General features: G+C 55.1%; 16 protein-coding genes. 5 read left to right on the forward strand and 11 right to left on the reverse strand.

What is annotated here, in order from left to right; all coding sequences use genetic code 11:
- Positions 1-12: 12 nt before the first annotated feature.
- Positions 13-1392, reverse strand: coding sequence for a xylulokinase (gene xylB, locus HMPREF1287_RS04400; protein WP_023017253.1), 1380 nt, complete (start codon positions 1390-1392; stop codon positions 13-15).
- Positions 1393-1410: 18 nt separating this feature from the next.
- Positions 1411-2328: a DeoR/GlpR family DNA-binding transcription regulator gene (locus HMPREF1287_RS04405; RefSeq protein ID WP_023017252.1), complete on the reverse strand. Its 918-nt coding sequence runs from the start codon at positions 2326-2328 to the stop codon at positions 1411-1413.
- A 156-nt stretch (positions 2329-2484) separates the two neighbouring features.
- Between HMPREF1287_RS04405 and HMPREF1287_RS04410 the strand changes: the two genes are divergently transcribed.
- From HMPREF1287_RS04410 to HMPREF1287_RS04420, 3 genes are read left to right on the forward strand one after another with little or no spacing between them, the layout of a single operon-like run.
- A complete protein-coding gene (locus HMPREF1287_RS04410) occupies positions 2485-3831 on the forward strand; it encodes an MFS transporter (RefSeq protein ID WP_023017251.1) in 1347 nt (448 codons plus the stop codon).
- A 9-nt stretch (positions 3832-3840) separates the two neighbouring features.
- Entirely contained in the window at positions 3841-5337 is a 1497-nt protein-coding gene (locus HMPREF1287_RS04415; RefSeq protein ID WP_023017250.1) for a mannitol dehydrogenase family protein, read from the forward strand.
- A gap of 22 nt (positions 5338-5359) precedes the next feature.
- Positions 5360-6364 (forward strand): zinc-binding dehydrogenase, encoded by a 1005-nt coding sequence (locus HMPREF1287_RS04420; protein ID WP_023017249.1) that lies wholly within the window; start codon positions 5360-5362, stop codon positions 6362-6364.
- Between the two features lie 102 nt (positions 6365-6466).
- Here HMPREF1287_RS04420 and HMPREF1287_RS04425 read toward each other — a convergent pair whose 3' ends face one another.
- Positions 6467-7180, reverse strand: coding sequence for an L-ribulose-5-phosphate 4-epimerase (locus HMPREF1287_RS04425; protein ID WP_023017248.1), 714 nt, complete (start codon positions 7178-7180; stop codon positions 6467-6469).
- Positions 7181-7206: 26 nt separating this feature from the next.
- The gene (locus HMPREF1287_RS04430; RefSeq protein ID WP_023017247.1) at positions 7207-8811 is read right to left on the reverse strand and encodes a xylulokinase; all 1605 of its coding nucleotides are present in this window, start codon (positions 8809-8811) and stop codon (positions 7207-7209) included.
- Between the two features lie 1051 nt (positions 8812-9862).
- Between HMPREF1287_RS04430 and HMPREF1287_RS04435 the strand changes: the two genes are divergently transcribed.
- Positions 9863-11071, forward strand: a complete 1209-nt coding sequence (locus tag HMPREF1287_RS04435) for an IS110 family transposase (RefSeq protein WP_023018187.1) — start codon at positions 9863-9865, stop codon at positions 11069-11071.
- 96 nt (positions 11072-11167) lie between these two features.
- Here HMPREF1287_RS04435 and HMPREF1287_RS04440 read toward each other — a convergent pair whose 3' ends face one another.
- The 3 genes from HMPREF1287_RS04440 to ileS all read right to left on the reverse strand — a co-directional run bounded on the left by HMPREF1287_RS04440 (position 11168) and on the right by ileS (position 16510).
- Positions 11168-11896 (reverse strand): hypothetical protein, encoded by a 729-nt coding sequence (locus HMPREF1287_RS04440; protein WP_023017244.1) that lies wholly within the window; start codon positions 11894-11896, stop codon positions 11168-11170.
- Positions 11897-12306: 410 nt separating this feature from the next.
- Positions 12307-12903 carry a hypothetical protein gene (locus HMPREF1287_RS04445; protein WP_023017243.1) on the reverse strand — a complete coding sequence of 199 codons (597 nt, stop codon included), beginning with the start codon at positions 12901-12903 and terminating at the stop codon, positions 12307-12309.
- A 442-nt stretch (positions 12904-13345) separates the two neighbouring features.
- Positions 13346-16510, reverse strand: coding sequence for an isoleucine--tRNA ligase (ileS, locus tag HMPREF1287_RS04450; RefSeq protein ID WP_023017242.1), 3165 nt, complete (start codon positions 16508-16510; stop codon positions 13346-13348).
- A gap of 285 nt (positions 16511-16795) precedes the next feature.
- On the opposite strand from ileS, the gene HMPREF1287_RS04455 reads away from it, so the two are divergent.
- Positions 16796-17794 carry an HNH endonuclease signature motif containing protein gene (locus tag HMPREF1287_RS04455; protein WP_023018189.1) on the forward strand — a complete coding sequence of 333 codons (999 nt, stop codon included), beginning with the start codon at positions 16796-16798 and terminating at the stop codon, positions 17792-17794.
- Between the two features lie 335 nt (positions 17795-18129).
- Here HMPREF1287_RS04455 and HMPREF1287_RS04460 read toward each other — a convergent pair whose 3' ends face one another.
- From HMPREF1287_RS04460 to HMPREF1287_RS04475, 4 genes are all read right to left on the reverse strand, one after another.
- Complete coding sequence (locus tag HMPREF1287_RS04460) at positions 18130-18336, reverse strand: hypothetical protein (RefSeq protein WP_005278448.1); 207 nt, start codon at positions 18334-18336, stop codon at positions 18130-18132.
- 140 nt (positions 18337-18476) lie between these two features.
- On the reverse strand, positions 18477-19673 hold the full coding sequence (locus HMPREF1287_RS04465) for a DivIVA domain-containing protein (protein WP_023017240.1): 1197 nt from the start codon (positions 19671-19673) through the stop codon (positions 18477-18479).
- 208 nt (positions 19674-19881) lie between these two features.
- Positions 19882-20172 (reverse strand): YggT family protein, encoded by a 291-nt coding sequence (locus HMPREF1287_RS04470; RefSeq protein ID WP_005278444.1) that lies wholly within the window; start codon positions 20170-20172, stop codon positions 19882-19884.
- A gap of 94 nt (positions 20173-20266) precedes the next feature.
- Entirely contained in the window at positions 20267-20740 is a 474-nt protein-coding gene (locus tag HMPREF1287_RS04475; RefSeq protein ID WP_005283848.1) for a cell division protein SepF, read from the reverse strand.
- Positions 20741-20781: the final 41 nt, after the last annotated feature.

Raw genomic sequence — 20781 nt, forward strand, 5'->3', positions numbered from 1 at the left:
CGCCGCCTCAAATTAGTAATTAACGGTTAGATCCCGCAGGCGTTGATATTTATCCACCGTCTCCGGGGTTGGTTTGCCGCTAAAGGTTTGTTCTTTCGCTAACCCCCATTCCGGAAGACTCCCTCCACCATTGAGGGCCCAAGCTGCTTGGCGAGCCGCCCCAAGCGCCACATACTCCGCCGGTTCCGGCACGATGACATCGACGCCAAAAATCTCTGGTGCGATTCGTCGCATCGCCTCACTACGTGCTCCACCGCCAATTAAAAGGACGCGTTGAGCCTTATTTCCGGTCGCCGCTTCGACCGCGCTGATAGCGTCCTGCAAGGAACAAAGAATCCCTTCGACAACAGCGCGAGCTATATCTTCCCGGGTAGTCCGTGTCGTCAATCCAGCAAAATGGCCGGTAGCGTCCGGCCGGTTCGGGGTGCGTTCACCGTCAAAATATGGAAGCATCGTTACTCCCCCAGCGCCCGGCTTCCCACTCAGTGCCAACTGGGAAAGCCCTTCATGATCCACACCCAAGAGCATGGCTGCGAAATCGAGAACCTTGGCCCCATTTAGAGTACAGGCCAGAGGTAAGTAATTTCCTGTCGCATCCGCAAATCCTGTAACCAACCCAGAAGGGTCATGCACGCTCTCTTTGCTGACCGCGCTTACTACCCCAGAGGTGCCAATGGAGACACATACGTCGCCGGGCCGGAGGTTTAATCCAAGTGCTGCGGCCATATTATCGCCTGTTCCCGGTGCGATAAGTGCCCCGCCGTTAGTCTTGCCCACCACTTCATTCGGCTCCGCAACGCGAGGTAGTTCTATGGCATGACCGATATACTGTTCTGCTAGATTCGGCAAGCTTTTCCGATTCCGTGTCGAATAGTATCCCGTACCGGACGCATCTCCATGATCCGTTGTTTTCTCTTTCCGACCGCCCAAATGCCACGTTAAATAATCATGCGGCAATAACACGGACGAAGTTTTTCTGGCATTTTCAGGTTCATGATTTCGCAACCACCTCAATTTTGTACCGGTAAGCGAGGCCACGAGTACCGAACCCACTGTGTCTGCGCATGCTTGCTCTCCGCCGAGCTCGTCGATAAGCTCCTCGGCTTCGCTGGCAGAAGAGGTATCATTCCACAACATCGCTGGGCGTACAACCTCTCCGTTCGCGTCCAACGGCACCATTCCATGTTGTTGCCCACCTACCGCGACAGCATCGGCACGGTCGATCAACCCTGCTGTGGCCTCCTCCATTGCAGTCAACCACGCCTGTGGATCCACCTGTGTACCGTCAGGATGGCTCGCTCGACCGCTATCTACGATTTCGCCCGTGACGGCATCGACAAGCAATGCCTTGCAAGATTGAGTCGAGGAATCAATTCCTAGAACATAAGTCATGTGCTTCGCTTTCGTTACTTAGGACAGAAGAAATGGCGTTGGCACCGTAGGCTCTGGCTTGGGAGTTTCGACCCAGTGTAATTGCGCTCCGGATGATTCTAACTGTTGGCGCTGCTCTTCTGTCGTATTCATATCCATAACAATGTGGTCAAAGTCAGTCAGTTTCGCGACGAAATGCATCCCTGAGTTTGCAAACTTCGAGGAATCACTGACCAAAATCTGGCGCGCGCCCAACTCGAGGAAGGCCGTTTTAGTCACGGCCGCATCCTCATCTGGGTGACACAGTCCTGCTTTCGTGATGCACGTTGTGGAGACAATGGATACCGTCGCGTTCAGACTTTTCAAGGCTCGGACAGAAGAATTTCCCAAAAATGAATCCGTAGCGGCGACATACCTACCTCCAACACCAGTCAAGGTCACCTCCGGCGCTACTTTGCTTACTTCGTGCATGATATGCAAAGAATGCGTTATGACCCCTGCAGGTTTGGTTTCCAGCAAAGAACGCAAGCAGGCTTCTGCAGTCGTCGAATCATCCAAGGCAATTATCTCCCCAGGCTCAACTAAACTGCGGACTTCCTTAGCCAACGCTGTTTTTATCTCCTTATTGGTAGTCCGCCTGATGGCGACATCCCTTTCGATGAAATCACTATCCACCGAGCGGGCACCGCCCCAAACACGGCTCAGCTTTCCGCTAGCTTCCAGCTCTGCAAGGTCGCGATGGATGGTCATCGCACTCACATTAAACCGTTCCGCCAAGCTCTCGGTGCGAACTGATTTCTCTACTCGCAGTGTGTCCAGTATTCCAGCGCGCCGCGCACGGGCACCCATCTTTTCCACGTAATCCCTCTCTCCGCGACCGAAAAAATTAACATTACATGTGCTAATTATTAGCAGACTTTCCCCATTTTCAACATGATTGAGCAAATAAAACATCATTAAGTTTGTAAAATTCCATATTTCCAAGGACTATCGCTCTAAAAATGTTGACGTTTGTGGATTTGATGTTAGTTTATGAAATACAGATCACATAAACGCTCTTGCCTGCCACAGCTCACTAGTTCGGGCAGAGTTGAAATAAGAAACGGAGAACCCATGGCACAACAACCACTTGTGGACCGCCTTGGTTTGCCAAGGCCACTGGTTTGGGGCTTCATCGGCTTAACAATTTTCATGATTGGTGATGGCGTTGAGACCAACATCTTGGAGCCTTTCCTCTCCAGCGAACACGGTTTCAGCGTCTCCCTTGCGGGCACCCTCGTAACTGTCTACGGCATCGCCGTGGCAATTGCTGCCTTCTTTGCCGCAGCTCTGTCCGACCTGTGGGGTCCACGCAAAGTCATGATGCTCGGTGCCGCTATTTGGATATTTTTCGAACTCATCTTCCTGCTTCTGGCATTGACCACTAGCAATACAGTGCTCATCTTTTTGTCGTATGGGTTACGCGGTTTCGGTTACCCGCTATTCGCCTACGCTTTTTTGGTCTGGATTACCGCGGTATCTCCTGCCAAAAAACTAGGAACAGGCACGGGCTGGTTCTATGTTTCCTTCTCTGCTGGACTTCCCACCTTGGGTGCCCTCGTCGCTACAATTTCCATTTCCTGGTTCAACCTGGATTTCTATCAGACCCTGTGGGTCTCTCTGACCCTGGTCATCATTGGTGCTGCCTGCGCACTTATCGGAGTCAAAGAGCGCATCGGTCGCAAGCCGCTGGTAGAAGATGCTGATGATGTGACACAAACCCTAGGTGCTTCCTTCCGGCTGATTATCCGGAATCGCAAGGCGCGGTTTGTTACTTATATCCGCACCATCAACTCCATTCCTACCTACGCAATGGCGGTATTTTTCCCAGCCTATTTCACCGACGACCTAAATTGGCCCCTGTCATGGTTCCTCATCTTGACCACCGTGATTTACTCCGTGAACCTGCCGTTCAATCTCCTTTTCGGCAACCTCGGAGATAAGCTCGGCTGGTCCAAAACCGTCGTATGGGCTGGTGCGGTCGGCTGCGGAGTCATGATGGCACTGGTGTACTTCGTGCCCATGATGTCAGTCAGCATTGGCCTGCCGGACGGCGTCGGGTTCGCATTGACTCTTGCCTGCGGCGCGCTCTTTGGCGTCACCTTGGCCGGATTCGTACCGCTTTCGCCACTTGCAGTCTCGCTAAATCCTTCTCGCCCAGGTGCCGCGATGGCTGCGTATAACCTTGGTGTCGGTGGCGCCGTCGCTGCCGGCCCTGCGTTGGTGGCCATCTTTTACCCCTTAGTTGGAGCTACAGGTCTCGTAATCATCTTCGTCATCTTATTTGCACTGGCAGCTCTCATGGCGCATAGCCTTCGGGGGACCCAACCAGGCTTTGATGGTGTCCCTGAGCTTGCCGAAGACGAGACTTTTGAAGAAGCCGCAGCCCAAGGTGACGTTCCCCCAATCCAAAAACCATAGGAGTCTTTCATGCACCTATCCACGAATAATCTCAACGCCCTGTCCGCTCAGGTAAAGGTCCCAGACTATGACCGGAGCGAAGTCGCCCCAGGTATCGTCCACTTTGGCGTTGGCGGATTCCACCGCGCGCACCAGGCGCTATACTTAGATAAGCTCATGAGCCAAGGCAAGGCGATGGATTTCGGCATCATTGGAATGGGCGTTATGCCTTCCGACGCCCGGATGCGCGACGCCCTCCACTCCCAAGACTGCCTCTACACCCTGACTGAAAAATCCCCAGACGGTACGGAAGAATCTCGCGTCGTGGGATCGATAATCGATTACGTCTACTCCCCTGATGACCCAGCAGCTGCGGTAAAGCTTCTCGCCGATCCACAAATCCGCATTGTCTCGCTGACGGTGACGGAAGGTGGCTATAATTTCGACCACGTTAAGGGCGAATTCGACCTAAACAATGAACATGTCGCTGCCGATATTTTGGACTTGCAAAAAGGAGACTTTTCTCAGCTTCGGACCTTTTATGGGTTAGTCACTGCCGCGTTGATTTCTCGCTGGCGCCAAGAAACTGCTCCATTCACGGTCATGTCCTGCGATAATATCCAGGGCAATGGCGAAATGGCGCATCGCATGTTCAAAGCCTTCGCAGGCGCTGTAGATTCCGAATTAGCGGAGTGGATCGAGGGGCATGTTTCGTTCCCAAATTCCATGGTTGACCGCATTACCCCGGAAACAACCGATGCAGACCGTTCGGAAATTAGTGAAAAATTTGGCTACGTTGATGAATGGCCTGTTTCCTGCGAGGACTTCACGCAGTGGGTGCTCGAGGAGAATTTCGTCAATGATCGTCCGCCTTATGAAGATGTTGGTGTAGAAGTAGTCGACGATGTTGTTCCTTATGAGCTCATGAAACTACGCCTGCTCAATGCTTCTCACCAGGGCCTATGCTATTTCGGCTATCTCGCAGGTCACCGTCTAGTACACGATGTGATGGCAGATCATCGCTTCCAAGACTTTCTGCTTGCTTATATGGAGCGGGAAGGCACTCCGTCTTTGCAGCCTCTGCCGGGAGTCGACTTGGATGCCTACCGTAAGGAACTCATTGACCGCTTCGGCAATTCGGCCGTCAAGGACACCGTTGCGCGCCTATGTGCCGAATCTTCGGATCGTATTCCGAAATGGCTACTGCCTGTCGTGCGGGAGAATTTGGCCGCTGGCAACGCGCCGGTAACCCTGTCGGCGGCAATCGTGGCATCGTGGGCACGCTACGCTGAGGGCATAGACGAGAGTGGTGACGCGATCACTATCGTCGATCCCCTGGCTGACCGCCTGCAGCGCAATGCACAAAGCAACCGCACTGATTCTTTAGCCTTCATCCGCGACCGAGAAATCTTTGGCGACTTATGCGAGAACTCTATCTTTACCGCTGAGTACGCTCGCGTTCTTGAATCGCTGCATGCCCAAGGCTCCATAGCTACGCTAGATATGCTGCTTTCTGAGCTGGACTAATCGAAAATTCTAAGGAGTACCAATGACTGACACTATGCGCGCTGTGGTAACGACCGGACATGGCGATATCGAAATCAAAAACGTCCCTGTACCCCAGCCGAAGCCCACAGAAGTGGTCATCGAACCGGTAGGAACAGGGATCTGCGGAACCGATTTACATCTAGTAAAAGGTGATTATGTCACTAGCAAGTACCCTCTAATCCTAGGACATGAGATGGCTGGCTACGTCACTAAAGTGGGAGACGATGTCTTGGACATTGCCGTTGGTGATTACGTGGGAGCAAATCCCAATGTCACGTGTGGTAAATGCACATGGTGTAAACAAGAAGCCACCAATCTCTGTGAACAAATCTCGCCAGCCGGCATTATCCAAGATGGTTCGTGCGCAGAGTACGTAGCCATGCCTGCAGAGTTTGTTTATAAGTTATCAGCTGATATTCCCCACCACGTCGCTCCACTGACCGAGCCTCTATCCTGTGTCCTGCATGCGCTCGATCGAGCACCGGATTGGAGGGACCAAGACATGGTTATCTTCGGTGCAGGTTCTATCGGCCTAGTGGCACTTATCGTCGCGCTGGATGAAGGTGCTACCAGTGTTTCTGTCGTCGAGCCCAACCCAACTCGTCGCAAACAAGCCCTGAAGCTGGGAGCGGCGCAAGCTGTGGAGTCCGCCGCCGAGCTGGAGCGTGATTCCTATGACCTCACACTCGATGCTTCTGGGCACGCGGACGCGATTGCTGATGCCATTCGTATCCTCGGTAAACGCGGACGCCTCATCCAAATGGGCGTCGCATCTCCAGATGCCACGATTGACTTCCATCCCATCGATCTCTTCGAAAAGGAAATCTCGCTGATTGGGTCCCAGTCTTTGGCCAATATGTATCCGGCTGCTGCCGAACGCATGGCTTCATTACACGAGAAACTCGGAGATTTGGTCACTGGTACCTTCCCCGTGGATCAGTATGAAGAAGCTCTTGAGGCGATGAAGAGCCCAGAACACATCAAGATTTTCATTACTGCTCAATAATTGGACGGTGTCTTGCGGTCAAACCGCGAGGTTACACATCAGCACGTTGCACCATGGAGGACGACGGACTATGAACTGTCGTCCTCTTTTCATTCAGTATTACTATTGCCCATACACATTTTGGTAACGGTTATTTAGGCTTTCGATAGCGTCTTGCGGAATAGGCTTCGGCTCACCTAGTTCTTTGGCCAAGTGCACGGCCCGCGCAACTTCTTCAACCATTACTGCAGCCTTTACAGCCTTTTCTGCATCTGCACCGATGGTAAAAGGTCCATGGTTTTGCATTAGCACCGCTGGTGAACGAGACTCGCGCAAAGTTTCCACGATGCCCCGGCCAATGGAATCATCGCCGATAATGGCAAAGGGGCCGACTGGCACTGGACCACCAAACTCATCTGCCATCATGGTCAGAACACACGGTATCTCTTCGCCGCGAGCCGCCCACGCAGTCGCAAAACTCGAATGGGTATGGACAACACCGCCAACTTCTGGCATGTGCTTATACACATAAGCATGGGCTGCAGTATCGGACGATGGGGCACGAGTTCCATCGATGAGCTCACCATCAATATCGCAGACCACCATCGCCTCGGCGCTCAGCTCTTCATAGCGCACACCGGAGGGCTTTATTACAAAAATGTCCTGCTCGCTTGGCTCACCCGAAGGGTCAATGATGATTCGTTCTGAGATATTTCCCGCAGTCCATACCACCAATTCCCATCGCGGCAATTCTGCATGCAGATTGCTTACGCGCTGACGAGTTTCAGCAACCTTAGCCTGTACTTCCGAGTGAAAATCTGAAAGTTGTTGTACCATTGCTTCTCCTTTTTGGTAAATCTGTTTTAGTCTTCTTGAGAATCTATTGGCAGCACTCTTGTAGCCGCTTCCTGCATTTCCAGTCCGGCGACGAAACGGTCAAGGTACGTAGCAAAGCCGTCGATTTCGCGTCGATCTGGTTGACGTACTCGCGTAGCATCATCGCCGCTAAAAATTTCCTCGTTCAAATAATCTGACAGGTCCTTTTCCGAACCCATATAACTCGCGAGAAGGGCGATTCCCCATGCTCCCCCTTCACCGGCTGATTCAGCCACAGCCACTGGTGTCTTTAATGCAGCTGCCAGAAAGCGCTGGGCGACGCCCACGGTGCGGAAGATCCCACCGTGTGCCTGGATAACCTCGACCGAAATTCCCTCTTTTTCTAATAACCGCATGCCCAGGGCGAGGGAGGCGAACACACTGTACAGGTTCGCACGCATCAAATTCGCGAGGGTAAAATTGGCATTTGGAGTACGCGCTACCATGGGGCGGCCTTCAAGTAGGCCCGCTACTGGCTCACCAGCTCGAAATGGGTACACTACTACCCCACCACCGTCGGGCTCACCGCGGAGGGCCTCGGTCAAAATGGCGGTGTAAACATCGTCCATACTGTCAATGCCTTTGGCACCGAAGGCTACCGCTACATCGCTGAAGAGCGACGTCCAGTCCGAAATCTCTTGTGCACCGTTATTACAGTGGACCATTGAAACGGGAATACCCGTTGGAGTAGTAACTGGGTCAATTTCCGGGTAAGCCTGACTCAAAGGATTTTCGTGAACCAGCATTGCGAAAATTGAAGTTCCCACACTGACATTTCCGGTATTTACACTGACGGCATTCGTCGCCACCATTCCGGTACCGGCGTCACCTTCGGGTGGACACAAAGCCACGCCCGATTGAAGATCACCACTTGGATCCAGCAGTTCAGGGTGTTCCAAAACGCCTGCTTCCGCGCCTGCGGACAGTGGAGTCGGCAATAGCGCAGCAATATCATAACCGGTAGTTTCTCGAAACTTCTCTAGGGCTGTTGAGTCATATTCACCCGTATGAGGATCTATGGGAAACATGCCTGAAGCATCGCCGACGCCGAGTACCTTCTTATCGGTCAATTGCCAATGAACATAGCCTGCCAGCGTAGTGAGGAATTTGATGTCTCCTACGTGGGGTTCTTCAGCACGTAGTGCTTGATAAAAATGGGCCACCGACCAGCGCATCGGAATATTGACGCCAAATAAATCGGAAAGCTCTTCTGCGGCCTCTCCGGTATAAGTGTCCCGCCATGTCCGGAATGGAACGAGCTGTTTGCCGTCGACGTCAAATGGCAAGTAACCATGCATCATCGCAGAGACACCCATGCTGCGGAGTCGAGAAAGGTTGTGCCCCGTTTGCTGCTCCACGGTGGCTTTTACCTCTGAGTAGGCGGCACGCAGCCCGGACCAGACATCTTCTAAAGAATAGGTCCAGTGCCCCTCGATATAGTCGTTATCCCAGGTATGCGAACCGGTAGCTAGAACCGTGCCCGACTGATTGATCAAACAAGCTTTAATTCGAGTTGAGCCTAGCTCCACGCCCAGCGAGGCTGAGCCGCTGCGGATAGCCTCAGCGAATTCACTTTCGGTGTCCTTGCTCATGAAATTTCTTTCTTGAATGGGGCCATAATTTCCACCATTCTACGCAATCTCAAGAATACGGATTTAGACATTCCACAGCCTCCTCTCACTGGCCACTCGGACGATGAGAGGAGAGTTTTACTTACTTCTTCGCGACGTTGGCGGTAATCCTGTCGACAACGTCATACGCCTTACCAGGGAATCTCAACCAAGGAGAACTCCGCAGCCAATACCTCGCCGGCGATGGTGTCAGCGTGGCGCTGCGCCCACTCCTTCTTATCTTTGGGCACGCAAAGGACCACCGAGAGGCGGTCAGGTGTCAGATGCGAGTTTTTGGTACCGGTGTTCTGGGGACTCGGTACTGCCGTGTTCTGGGTAGTTGGTACCGGGGCGGCCCGAATGAGTCGGCCCGGCTTTATGCTCTATTTGTCCGGTCCTATTGGGATGTGGCTTTGCGCATGTCAAAGTCTCCTATGCGGATTCGGTGGCCGTTGTTGAGACGGCTTACGACTGAGGGCCTGACCCCCGGAAAATGGACACGTCGGGGTTAGGCCCCGCCCCAATGTATGTGCGATCTGCGTATAGCTAGCACCGTCAAGGCATATCGTAAGAATCTGTTTGAAGTTAGCCACAACAATGAGCTTCTTTCAAAGTAGAAGTTGATGCGACACCAACGAATCGTGGTGTCGCATCAACTATGAAAGAAAACCCTTGCAGTACCAGGTACGTGCCCATTACGTTGTTAGCAGTTCCGCTCGGAGGAGCCCAGGATTCGTAATCCTAGCCCCATGCTGGGGCAGGTTATGTTTATCTGCGTTCCTTCTGCCTTGTGGCAATGGAACTAGTCGCTGGCTTCGGTATGGCTTATTTCTGTCCCTGTCTGACAATGATCCGGGGGGTGATGCCGCCGAAGGCAGTGACATACTCCAAACTGCTAATAGGAACCTGACCCAGCCCAGGTGGTATGAGGTCTCACAGTAATGTGGATGCCAGCGTGAAGTATGTCCGACCAACCCCAGCGATGAAGCTTAAATAATCCAACTTCTCATTCATCGCCAGGAGGCATACACCCATGGCCTATGACTTCGTCATTGGCGTGGACGTCGGCAAATACTTCCACCACGCCTGCGTCCTCGATCCCCAAGGCAGACAAGTCCTGTCCAGGCGCATCAACCAGCATGAAGGCTCGCTACGCAAGCTCTTTGGCCAATTCCTCGCTGACGACGCCTCGGTCCTTGTCATTGTCGATCAACCCAACAACATCGGCCGGTTAACCGTCGCAGTCGCCCAAGACATGGGCGTCGACGTTCGCTATCTACCAGGACTTGCCATGCGGCAGCTCTCTCGCATCCACGTCGGCAACTGTAAGACCGATGTGCGCGACGCCTACGTTATCGCCCATGCCGGTCTTAACCTTCCAGATTCCTTGCGCAGTGTCGACCGCGTTGAGGACGTCTTTATCCAGCTGAAAGTTCTCAACGGTATCGACGAAGACCTCGCCCGGGCCTACACACGCCTGATTAACCAGATGCGATCCGCGCTCGTGGGAACCTATCCTGCATTCGAACATGTCCTGCGCGGACAGATGATTCACCGAAAGTGGATCCTCCACCTACTTGCGAAATACGGTGGCCCCACCAAGATTCGACGCATCGGTAGAACACGCCTGAAAGCCTTTGCACGCAAACACAGGGCACGCAATCCTGAGCCTGTCATCGATGCCATGCTTGCTGCCATCCACGAACAGACCGTGTCCATTGCCGGCGCAGAATACGCCGAACTTGGCGTCACAATGTCCGCCACAGATGCACTGGCCAAACTAGAGCACCGCAAGGAAATCGAAGCGCAGGTACTCAAGCTGATTCAGGACATTCCGCAGACCGAGATTCTTTTATCCATGCCTGGTATCGGCCCGCGTAGCGCCGCGCAGATCCTCATGACTGTTGGCGATATGTCCGACTTCCCCGATGCAGCCCACCTAGCGTCCTATGCAGGCCTATCACCGCGGACGAATCAGTCGGGAACGTCCATTATGTCGAATTCACCCAACAGGGCTGGCAACAAAAAATTAAAGAACGCCCTATGGCAATCATCTTTTGCATCGATCAGATTCCACGAGCGTTCCCGGCAATTCTATGAACGAAAACGCAAAGAAGGCAAAAGACACAACGCCGCAGTCGTCGCACTCGCACGCCGACGCCTCAACGTTCTCTTCGCCATGATGCGAAACGGCGAGCTCTACCGAGATATCTCCACAGCCCAGGAGGCCGCAGCAGCCTAGAACCAACAGACCCTCACCTCAAGCCGATTGCGCAAAAGCCCAATCGGCTCCTCACCGTGCCCGAAAACAACATCTACGAGGCAAAGCAGAAGCCCTTCACACCCCCAACAAACTCACCCACGGAGTTGACAACCTATATAGGAACACATTACCAGCAGACTTAACAACAACCTTGACGGGTTTATCTACGCCATAATCATAGTAAATTGGGAAAACGGATATTTCATCGTTGGCCTTTAGCTCAACCCCTTGAGGAACGTCGAATTTAAAGGAGATAACTTCACCTTTAGAGGAATTTCCCTGAAGTTGAAGCTCTAAAATTTTGAAGTTCGGGAAAGCAATCCAAATTTTTTTGATTTGACCCGGGAGCACAAAAAGCGAGCCGGTAACTTCCTTATCCCCCACTTTGGCATCGTTTACCATTAGAGAAGCTCCAGGCTGCTGTTCATCACCCGCAGGGCCCATGCCACCATCGCCGGATAAAGCATTATTGTAATACACCACCCCGGCGACCCAAGAAGGTAGCACATGATTCAGCGCTTCTTCAGAATGGAGACGAGTACCGTCTGCACTCAAGAGCTGCTTAGCCACTTCTCTCAATTCCTCAACATTTAGCAGAGAGATCTGGTCCCCACTCCAATTGCAGTTACGCTGCAGATGTTTCGCAATGTTGACATTGATTGCAGCATCAATATCGATGCCTGCCTGGAAGTTCTGCGCACAGGTAAGGTGCTCATCAGCAGCCCAAGCGACTGGAGTAACAGCGGTAGTTACGAGGGACACAGAGAGCGCCACAGAAGCGAGAACACGCTTATTAAGTTTCATACGAACCTTCCAAGGGGTACTACAAGCTACGGGCCCTAAACGCCTCAATGTACTTTCAAGGAAAGGAAAGCATGAGCGGACACCGCAGAAAGTGGGATAACACGACCCATGTCGTGCCATTGACGTTTTTAAACGCAGAATTAGTAAATCATATTGGTTTCCCGTTCAATAGTTCCCCCGCTAAAAAGTGTGCGACATCACTCAATAGCCATGCCTGTAGCGCAGCATAACGCTTATCGATAGTGGACCCCGTTAAATGGGGATGTCCACTCGGTACATCAAGTAGCGCGAGCCTAAAGCTAAACAATCAGAGGCCGCTTCCCTGCCCTCCTTTAACCAAAAAGAACCGGAGCACCTCCGCAAGGAGGGCTCCGGTTAAGTTCCCATCTGAAGCACAGTCTCAGATGGAATTAGAACTTGATGTTGAACTGTGCCAAGAAGTCACGCAGTGGCTGCAAGATACGGGCCAGGCCTGCGTTCTGGTTGAAGATTTTAGCAATGCCTGCCACCACAGTGGCCAAACCAGCAAGACCAGAAATTACGCCAAAAATATTGCCGAAGTTAGAGCTGCCCTCTCCAGATTCATTGCCCGGCACCGGCGGCTTTGGCATTTTGTCACCGGCACCCGGATTGTCGCCCGGTTCTTCTGCCTTATCGGCAGCTTCATTAATTTCTGCCTCATAGTTGACCTCCGCGGTCGTTAACTGGTCAATCTCCTCGGGACTGATAGCGAAAGAACCGTCCGCTTTCTTCAACTCTTTAGCCACCGACTTCAAGTCTTCAATATTGAGCTTGGAAATCTGCTCGGCGGTCATTTTGCAGTTCCGCATCAAGTGTTCCGCCACATTGCCGTTTGCATCGGCGTCAAAATCACTTCCCACGCGGAAGTTCTGTTTGCACCGTAGATGCGGCGCATCATCATCAGCCCATGCGCCGGGAGCAACAGCGGTAGTAGCGAGGGATACAGACAATGCTGCAGAAGCGAGAACGCGCTTATTGAGTTTCATACGAACCTTCCAAGGGGAACTACAAGCTACGGATTCCATACGTCACGGTTTACCTTCAAGGAAGGGAAAACATGAGCGTACACCGCAGAAAGTGGGATAACACGACCCGCGTCGTGCCATTTACGTTTTTGAACGCAAGATTAGTAAACCATATTGTTTTCCCATCTAAAAGAACCATACTGAAAAAGTGTGTGCGATCACTAAAAAGACGCGGGTCTAGTGGACAATGTAACGGTTGCCAATGGTGTCCTAGTTAAACATGTTCCAACGATTGCGTCGACTTCGATGGCACGCTCCACATCACAGTCCGCATTTCCATCTCCCGTGTTTTGTATTCGTTCCCCGCCTATTGGACGCACTGATTCGCAAGTGCACAAAGCGGCCCGGCCGAACGCTGTAGAAAGCATCCGGCCGGGCCGTTTAGAGCACGCGCTGTGCGCTCTTAGTTCTTCGCTACGGTAGCGGTGACTCCGGTGAGGATATCGTGGGCACCCGCAAGCGGTTCGGTGACCACGGAGAACTCCGTAGCCAGCACCTCGCCCGCGATGGTGTCAGCGTGGCGCTGCGCCCACTCCTTCTTGTCTTCGGGCACGGCAAGAACCACGGAGATGCGGTCAGATACGTCGAAGCCGGAATTCTTGCGGGCATCCTGCAGGCCGCGGATGACGTCGGCGGCCCACCCTTCGGCCTCGAGTTCTTCGGTGACCTCGGTATCCAGGACGACGAGACCATCCAAGCCCTCGATGCGGGCCGTGGAATCCGGGTTCGCAGCCTGCAAACGCTCGGTGTATTCCTCAGGGCTCAAGACGATGTCGCCGTCTACCACTACCTCATCGCCGCGGCGCTCGTAGTTGCCCGCCTTAAGGTTCTTGATGGCGCGCTGGACATCCTTGCCCAAGCGCGGGCCGGCAACCTTAGCGTTGCAGACCACCTGGAAGGTGCCGACGGAATCGACATCATCAGTAAGCTCAACCTCTTTGACATTGACCTCGTCGCGGATGATGTCGGCGAAGTCCGCCAGGCTCTGGGAGCCAGCGAAGGCTACGGTCAGCTTTGGCAGTGGCAGGCGGTTGCGCAGCTTATTGGCCTTGCGCACCGAAGACGCAGCCGATGCCACCGCGCGGGTAGCGTCCATGGCAGAAACCAGGTCCGCATCCGCGGGGTAATCCTCGGCCTTGGGAAAATCCGCCAGGTGGACGGAGCGCTCACCGGTCAGGCCACGGTAGATGACCTCGGCGACGTGCGGCAGCAGCGGGGCAACCACGCGCGTGGTGGTCTCCAGCACGGTGTAGAGGGTATTGAAGGCCTCCGGGTTGGCATCCTCGCCGCCCCAGAAGCGATCGCGGGAGCGGCGGACGTACCAGTTGGTCAGCACATCGGCGAAAAGGCGAACCTCTTCGGTAGCGGTGGCGATATCGGTCCCCGCCAGCGCGGCATCGACATTGGCCACAAGATCGTGGGTCTTGGCCAGGATGTAGCGGTCAAGCACGTGCGTGGAACTCGTATCGAACTTAGCTTCCTGCTCGGCGTAGAGCTGCAGGAAGGTGTACGCATTCCAGATGGGAAGCAGCGCCTGGCGCACGCCCTCGCGGATGCCCTGCTCGGTGACGATGAGGTTGCCGCCGCGCAGGATGGGCGAGGACATCAGGAACCAACGCATGGCATCGGAACCATCGCGGTCAAAGACCTCGTTGACATCCGGGTAGTTGCCCTTGGACTTGGACATCTTGAGCCCGTCATTGCCCAAGACGATGCCGTGGGCCACGACCTTCTTGAACGCCGGGCGGTCAAACAGCGCGGTGGACAGCACGTGCAGCAGGTAGAACCAGCCGCGGGTTTGCCCGGAGTACTCCACGATGAAGTCCGCCGGCGAGTGGGTTTCAAACCACTCCTTGTTTTCAAACGGGTAGTGCTTTTGCGCAAACGGCATGGAGCCGGACTCGAACCAGCAGTCCAGCACGTCCGGCACGCGGCGCATGGTGGACTTGCCGGTGGGATCGTCCGGGTTGGGGCGGGTCAGCTCATCGATGTGCGGGCGGTGCAGCGACTCCGGGCGCTTGCCGAAGTCCCTCTCCAGCTCATCCAAAGAGCCGTAGACGTCCATGCGCGGGTACTCGTCATTATCGGACATCCACACCGGGATGGGCGCGCCCCAGTAGCGGGTGCGGGAGATATTCCAGTCGCGGGCGCCTTCCAGCCACTTACCAAATTGGCCATCGCGGATGTGCTCCGGCAGCCACTCGATCTCGTTGTGGTTAAGCTCCACCATGCGATCGCGGAATTCGGTGACCTTTACGAACCATGCGGGCAGAGCCATGTAGATAAGCGGCTCGCCCGAGCGCCAGGAGTGCGGGTAGGAGTGCTCGATGGTGACGTGGCGCACCACTCGCCCAGCGGCCTTGAGGTCTTTGATGATGGACTTATTCGCATCGAAGACCAGTTGGCCCTCGTATGGCGGGACCTGGGAGGTGAACTTGCCGTCCTCATTCACTGGGACCACCAACTCGATGTCGTATTCATTGGTGGTATTCATATCGTCTTCACCAAAGGCGGGTGCCTGGTGGACAACACCCGTACCGTCTTCGGTGGTGACGTAGTCCGCCAACAGCACCTGGTAGGCATTGCGCAGGTCTGGGAAGAAGCCGAAGATCGGCTCGTACTTAAAGCCCTCGAGCTGCGCGCCGGTAAAGGTGTCCAGCACCTCCGCCTCACCCAGTTCCTTTTCCAGGGTGCCCAGCAGGTTTTCGGCCATGATGAACGTGCGGCCGGCGAATTCGCCGTCGGTGGCCTTAAACAGTGCATAGGAGACCTCCGGGTGAACCGCCAGCGCCTCGTTGGACGGCAGGGTCCAGGGGGTGGTGGTCCAGGCGAGGAAGGAGGCATCGGCAAGCGCGGGGTAATCCGCCAGTGTCTTCTCCGCCGCGGTGCCCTCTCGAGCGCCTGCGACCGGGAAGGTCACCGTCAAGGTGGGATCCTGGCGCATCTTATAGGAATCATCCAAGCGCGTTTCCTGGTTGGACAAGGAGGTATGCTCCGCCCAGGAATACGGCAGGACGCGGAAGCCCTTGTAGATCAGGCCCTTGTCATACAGCTCCTTGAAGGCCCACATGACCGATTCCATGAAGTTGATATCCATGGTCTTGTAGCCATTATCAAAGTCCACCCAACGCGCCTGGCGGTTGACGTAATCTTCCCACTCATCGGTGTATTCCAGCACCGACTTAGCGCAGTACTCATTGAACTTATCCAGGCCCATGGCTTCGATCTGGGCTTTATCGGTAATACCGAGCTGCTTTTCCGCTTCCAACTCCGCCGGCAGGCCGTGGGTATCCCAGCCGAAGACGCGGGGGACGTAATTTCCGGCCATCGTGCGGTAACGCGGCACGATATCCTTGACATAACCGGTCAGCAGGTGGCCGTAGTGTGGCAAGCCATTGGCAAAGGGAGGGCCATCATAAAAGATGTATTCGGGGCAGTCCTTGGTCTTTTCCAAAGAAGCCTGGAACGTATCGTCCTGCTTCCAGTACTTCTGGACTTCTTCTTCCATGTCCGGGAAACGGCTCGAGCCGCCGGTCATATCGACCTTGGGGTAAATCTTTTTCACCATTATCTTCCTTCACGCTGTAACTTGATGCAGGGACGGGCCAATGGCTCGCGGTACCACCCTGCTTGAGCTAAAAGCTCCGCTTCGTTTCGGTGAAGGAGATAACGGTCCCACCCGTTCAGTTCTACTGAGCCTTATGGCCGTTCTTCTGAATTGCTCCCCCGGTGATGGCCGGATCATCGCATGTGCCCGCCAGTATAGCGCCACAAGAACGCTGTGCACAAAAGTTATCCACAGGTAGAAATTTTCCTGTTGTACGTGGTTGCACGCGGCCATAGATTATGAAGCATGACCGCGCTCGAGAATTACTTAGCAGCTATGGCCCCGGGGATGGATATCGTCGCCGGGTGCGCTGGCCTGTCTGAGGACGATCTGCGGGCGCATGGTGCGCCGGAGCACACGGCGCGGGAGCTTATCCTGCTCAAAGAGGCTTATTGCGGAAACACCAAATTCACCGGCCGACGCCGGCGAGCCATGGACGGTGCCCGGCGCAATGGTCATTCCATCGTGGCGTTGTCCATCATCGAAAAGTATGCCCGCAAGATGCCCACGCTTTTCGATGCCTGGCTTCTCCGCGAGCAGCTCTGCACCACCAACGCCGGCACGGCGGACCTAGAAAAACTGGCAAAATCTAAGCTACCTGCGAAAAAGAAGAAGGTCAAGCCTGGGGTGCGCATCATTCGCCGCAAGAACGCGTCGTGGACCCTGGCCATCGATGCGCGCTCCACGCTTATTGCAGACCTTCATGCCGCGCTAAAAGAGAGCAGCAAGGAGCCGCTCGAGGCGGTGGAACAGACCTTTTTCGGCGGCGGCTCCGCCGTGAAGACCACGGTGATGACCAATGTCCTGGTCAGCCTGGATGACTACGTGCGCATCATCAACGGCGATGGCGAGGAAATCCAGCTCCAAATGACCAATGGCGCTACGCTTACCGGCACCGAGTACCTCGAGCGCGCGCTTAAGGATCGCGGGTTGATTACGCTTATTAGCCCCTATGAGGGAGCGGTGAACCTGTACCGCACGGAGCGCTTTGCCAATGCGAAACAACGCCTGATGGCCGCTGCAGAAAACCCAATCTGTCCGTGGCCGCGGTGCAATAAGCCCGCTGACGAATGTCAGATTCATCATTTGGAGCCGTGGTTGCACGGTGGATTGACCAACATAGGTAACTTATCCACAGCCTGCGCCTACCACAACGGGGTCAACGATGATGACCCCAATGCCCCGCCACTGCGCGGGCACCTCGTCCGCCGGCATGGAACTATCCGGTGGGATCCCCCAGATTAGATAAAGGTTATACGTGGTTCGTGGTGGATCCTCGGAGGAGACCGCCGCAGGAACGGGATTCAGGAACCGGACGCGGGTTCCGAGGGATCCTAGGAAACCGCGATCCGGTAAACCGCAGATGGTGCGAATGATTGCGGGCGGTGCGGGCAGTTGGGGTGGTGCGGTTAGTGCGGCTGGCACTGGCGTTGGACCCCACCGGCTAGACGAGGCGCCGCCGTGCGCCTACTTTGGCATGCCGCAATGGCGGGAGCTAATACTTCTGACGGAACATGGCCGAATCTACCCCAGCCTGACCCAGCCGGATCAAGGCTGAGCGATCCTGGACGGCGCTGGGCCTAGTTCTGCTTCCAGCCCTGAGACAGGTCTTCTTCAAGGGCGTTATTATCCGCACGGTACTTGCGCGCCCAATCGATAATAAACAACACGATACCGGAGCCCGCTGCAATAAAAACGAGGTACAACGCCCAATCGGCGGTGTTTAAGACATACATCACCAAAGCCACGAAGGCCACAAGGGCAAGGACGAGGGCAGCAACGAGCATGTCAGTTCCTCTCAGAGGGGGTTAAAAGTAGCTATGGGAACAATCATAGCGAGGTGGATAAAACCACAATAGCGCCCACTCCCCTAGAGTCGTGGGCGCTACGGGTAACTATTTTGACTTAGTTACTGCCAACCGGCTACTTAGTTCTTGCCGGCATCGCCGTTTGGTGCGGCGGTTCCGCGGGTCTCGAGCTCTTCCAGCTGGGACTCGAGGAGGGTCTTCAAGCGGGTGCGGTACTCACGCTCGAAGGTGCGCAGCTCGGAGATGCGCGCCTCCAGGGCGGTCTGCTGCTGCTTGACCGTGTTCATGACCTCGGTGTGCTTCTTCTCGGCATCGGCCTGCAGCGATGCGGCCTTCTCCTCTGCCTGACGAATCTGGGCCTCGGCGCGAGAGGAAGCATCGGACTCGGTCTGCTGAGCCTTGGACTCTGCCTCAGAAACCAGCTTCTTGGAGCGGGCTTCTGCATCCTGCACCTGAGCGTCGTACTTCTTCTGCGCCTCGGCAAGCTGTGCCTTGGAACGGGAGTCGGCATCGGAAAGCTGCTTTTCTGCCGCCGTGCGGGCCTCAGACAGCATGGACTCAGACTCTGCGCGAGCCTCAGAGGTCAGGCGGTCCGCCATCTCCTGGGCCAAGCCCAGAACGCGGGCTGCCTGCATGTGCGTATCCGGGGTAGCCAAGCCATCTGCGCCCTGTGCCGCACCAGCACCGGCAGCGGCCGCTGCGGCGCTGGAGGCAGCCGAGTTGGAGGAACCAGCGGCGGAAGCGGACTTCTTCAGGCTCTCGTTCTCGCGCTGGGAAGACTCCAACTTCTCCTTGGCCTGCTTAGCCTCTGCGCGAGCCTCCTCGGCTTCCTTCTTGGCCTTCGCGGCCTCATCGCGAGCGGCCTTGAGCTCAGCGGTATTAGCGGCGGCGGTGGCGCCAGCTGCGGTGGCATCGGCACCGCTTTCCTTGGCCTTTGCGGCCTCGGCCTGGGCGGCCTTTACCTGCTCCTGGGCCTTCTTGGTTTCTTCCTTAGCGCGAGAGACCTCGGACTTGGAATCTGCCAACTTGGTTTCATACTCAGCACGCAGCTTGGCCTCAATCTCCTTGCGCAGAGCTTCTTCATCTGCGCCAGAGGTTGCGGCGGCTGCGGCACCAGCCCCTGCTCCGCCGGCCTTGGCGCCGGAGCTAAGATCGCTCACCTGCGCCTGCAGGTCTTCGTTCTCATCCTGCAGTTGGGCAAGGGCGTCCTCAACGAGGTCGAGGAACTGATCTACCTCATCCTCGTTGTAGCCACGCTTGCCAATTGGCGGCTTGCTGAACGCGACGTTGTGTACATCAGCTGGTGACAGTGGCATGACTTGTCTTCCCCTTCGAGTTGATAGAACCCCGGAGGTTCCAGGGCCTTAGGAGCTGCGGTTCCAGTTTATCTAAACCTTCCCCACAAAGTTATATGTGGTTCATGATACGGATTATCGCATTTTATTGTAACCGAAAGTCCACAATAATGGACGTAACGCTGACTCTCAATGTCTACCACAGGTTACGGGGTGATGCGGGGTCGTCCTACAAGAAAATTACCTGCAGGAAAAGCGTCAGGAACGACAGGATGAAAAACAGCACTAGGACGGAAACATCCAGCGCGATTCCGCCCATCTGCAGCGGAGGAATGACCCGGCGCAGCGCCTTGACCGGCGGATCTGTGATGGCGAAAAGGGGCTCAGCGATGATCATAAACCAGCGCGGCGGGTTGAATTGCCGCGAGAAGGATTGGATCATCTCGATAATAATCCGGGCGATCAATACCCATGTATAAACCCTCACCAAGAAGATGAGAATAATTCCAATTTCAGTCACGATTACTCAGCCTATCGAATAGTCCCCCGCACGTGCGCATTGCGCACCGTACGGGGGTTAATGGGATGTGCGTCGTTGTACCTAGCCCGCGAACCTAGCGCAGACCGGCGGCGCGCTCTAGTTCAGGCTTGGCAATATCGGCGGACTTAGGCACGACGGCGAATACCTTGCGCTGGGTGTCCATGCCCTTCGACAGGTTGAGCATGCGGCCTTCCAGGCCGAAGCAGAGGCCTGCGGCGAAGTCGATGAAGCGCTTGGCGGTGCCGCGCTCGGCATCGGTAAGCTCAAAGACCACTGCATCGCCGTCGCGGAAGGGCTCGCCCACCTTGGCGGCGTCGTTGAACGAGGTCAGGGAGATTGCCACGATAGTCGGAACGAACTTTTCCTCGACGGGCGCTGGCGCTGGGGCCGGCTCGTAAGCCTGCGGGGCGCGGCGCGGGGCGTAGGCCGCAGAAGTGGCAGCTCCGTTGCCCGCGTAGCGCGGCTCGTCGTTGTAGTAGGCGTCGTCTTCTTCGAAATCCATCGGACCAAGCCCGAAGAAATTCTTCGTCCTATCAATGAATGACATTTTTGGGTCTCCCTCTGACCTAAATTTGTTCAAGTTCAAGC

Source organism: Corynebacterium sp. KPL1986 (assembly GCF_000477975.1).
GTDB lineage: Bacteria > Actinomycetota > Actinomycetes > Mycobacteriales > Mycobacteriaceae > Corynebacterium > Corynebacterium accolens.

Excerpts from the sequence above, each read along its gene's own strand:
- xylB (WP_023017253.1), bottom strand. The coding sequence starts at position 1,392 with ATGACTTATGTTCTAGGAATTGATTCCTCGACTCAATCTTGCAAGGCA.
- HMPREF1287_RS04405 (WP_023017252.1), bottom strand. The coding sequence starts at position 2,328 with ATGATGTTTTATTTGCTCAATCATGTTGAAAATGGGGAAAGTCTGCTA.
- HMPREF1287_RS04410 (WP_023017251.1), top strand. The coding sequence starts at position 2,485 with ATGGCACAACAACCACTTGTGGACCGCCTTGGTTTGCCAAGGCCACTG.
- HMPREF1287_RS04415 (WP_023017250.1), top strand. The coding sequence starts at position 3,841 with ATGCACCTATCCACGAATAATCTCAACGCCCTGTCCGCTCAGGTAAAG.
- HMPREF1287_RS04420 (WP_023017249.1), top strand. The coding sequence starts at position 5,360 with ATGACTGACACTATGCGCGCTGTGGTAACGACCGGACATGGCGATATC.
- HMPREF1287_RS04425 (WP_023017248.1), bottom strand. The coding sequence starts at position 7,180 with ATGGTACAACAACTTTCAGATTTTCACTCGGAAGTACAGGCTAAGGTT.
- HMPREF1287_RS04430 (WP_023017247.1), bottom strand. The coding sequence starts at position 8,811 with ATGAGCAAGGACACCGAAAGTGAATTCGCTGAGGCTATCCGCAGCGGC.
- HMPREF1287_RS04435 (WP_023018187.1), top strand. The coding sequence starts at position 9,863 with ATGGCCTATGACTTCGTCATTGGCGTGGACGTCGGCAAATACTTCCAC.
- HMPREF1287_RS04440 (WP_023017244.1), bottom strand. The coding sequence starts at position 11,896 with ATGAAACTTAATAAGCGTGTTCTCGCTTCTGTGGCGCTCTCTGTGTCC.
- HMPREF1287_RS04445 (WP_023017243.1), bottom strand. The coding sequence starts at position 12,903 with ATGAAACTCAATAAGCGCGTTCTCGCTTCTGCAGCATTGTCTGTATCC.
- ileS (WP_023017242.1), bottom strand. The coding sequence starts at position 16,510 with ATGGTGAAAAAGATTTACCCCAAGGTCGATATGACCGGCGGCTCGAGC.
- HMPREF1287_RS04455 (WP_023018189.1), top strand. The coding sequence starts at position 16,796 with ATGACCGCGCTCGAGAATTACTTAGCAGCTATGGCCCCGGGGATGGAT.
- HMPREF1287_RS04460 (WP_005278448.1), bottom strand. The coding sequence starts at position 18,336 with ATGCTCGTTGCTGCCCTCGTCCTTGCCCTTGTGGCCTTCGTGGCTTTG.
- HMPREF1287_RS04465 (WP_023017240.1), bottom strand. The coding sequence starts at position 19,673 with ATGCCACTGTCACCAGCTGATGTACACAACGTCGCGTTCAGCAAGCCG.
- HMPREF1287_RS04475 (WP_005283848.1), bottom strand. The coding sequence starts at position 20,740 with ATGTCATTCATTGATAGGACGAAGAATTTCTTCGGGCTTGGTCCGATG.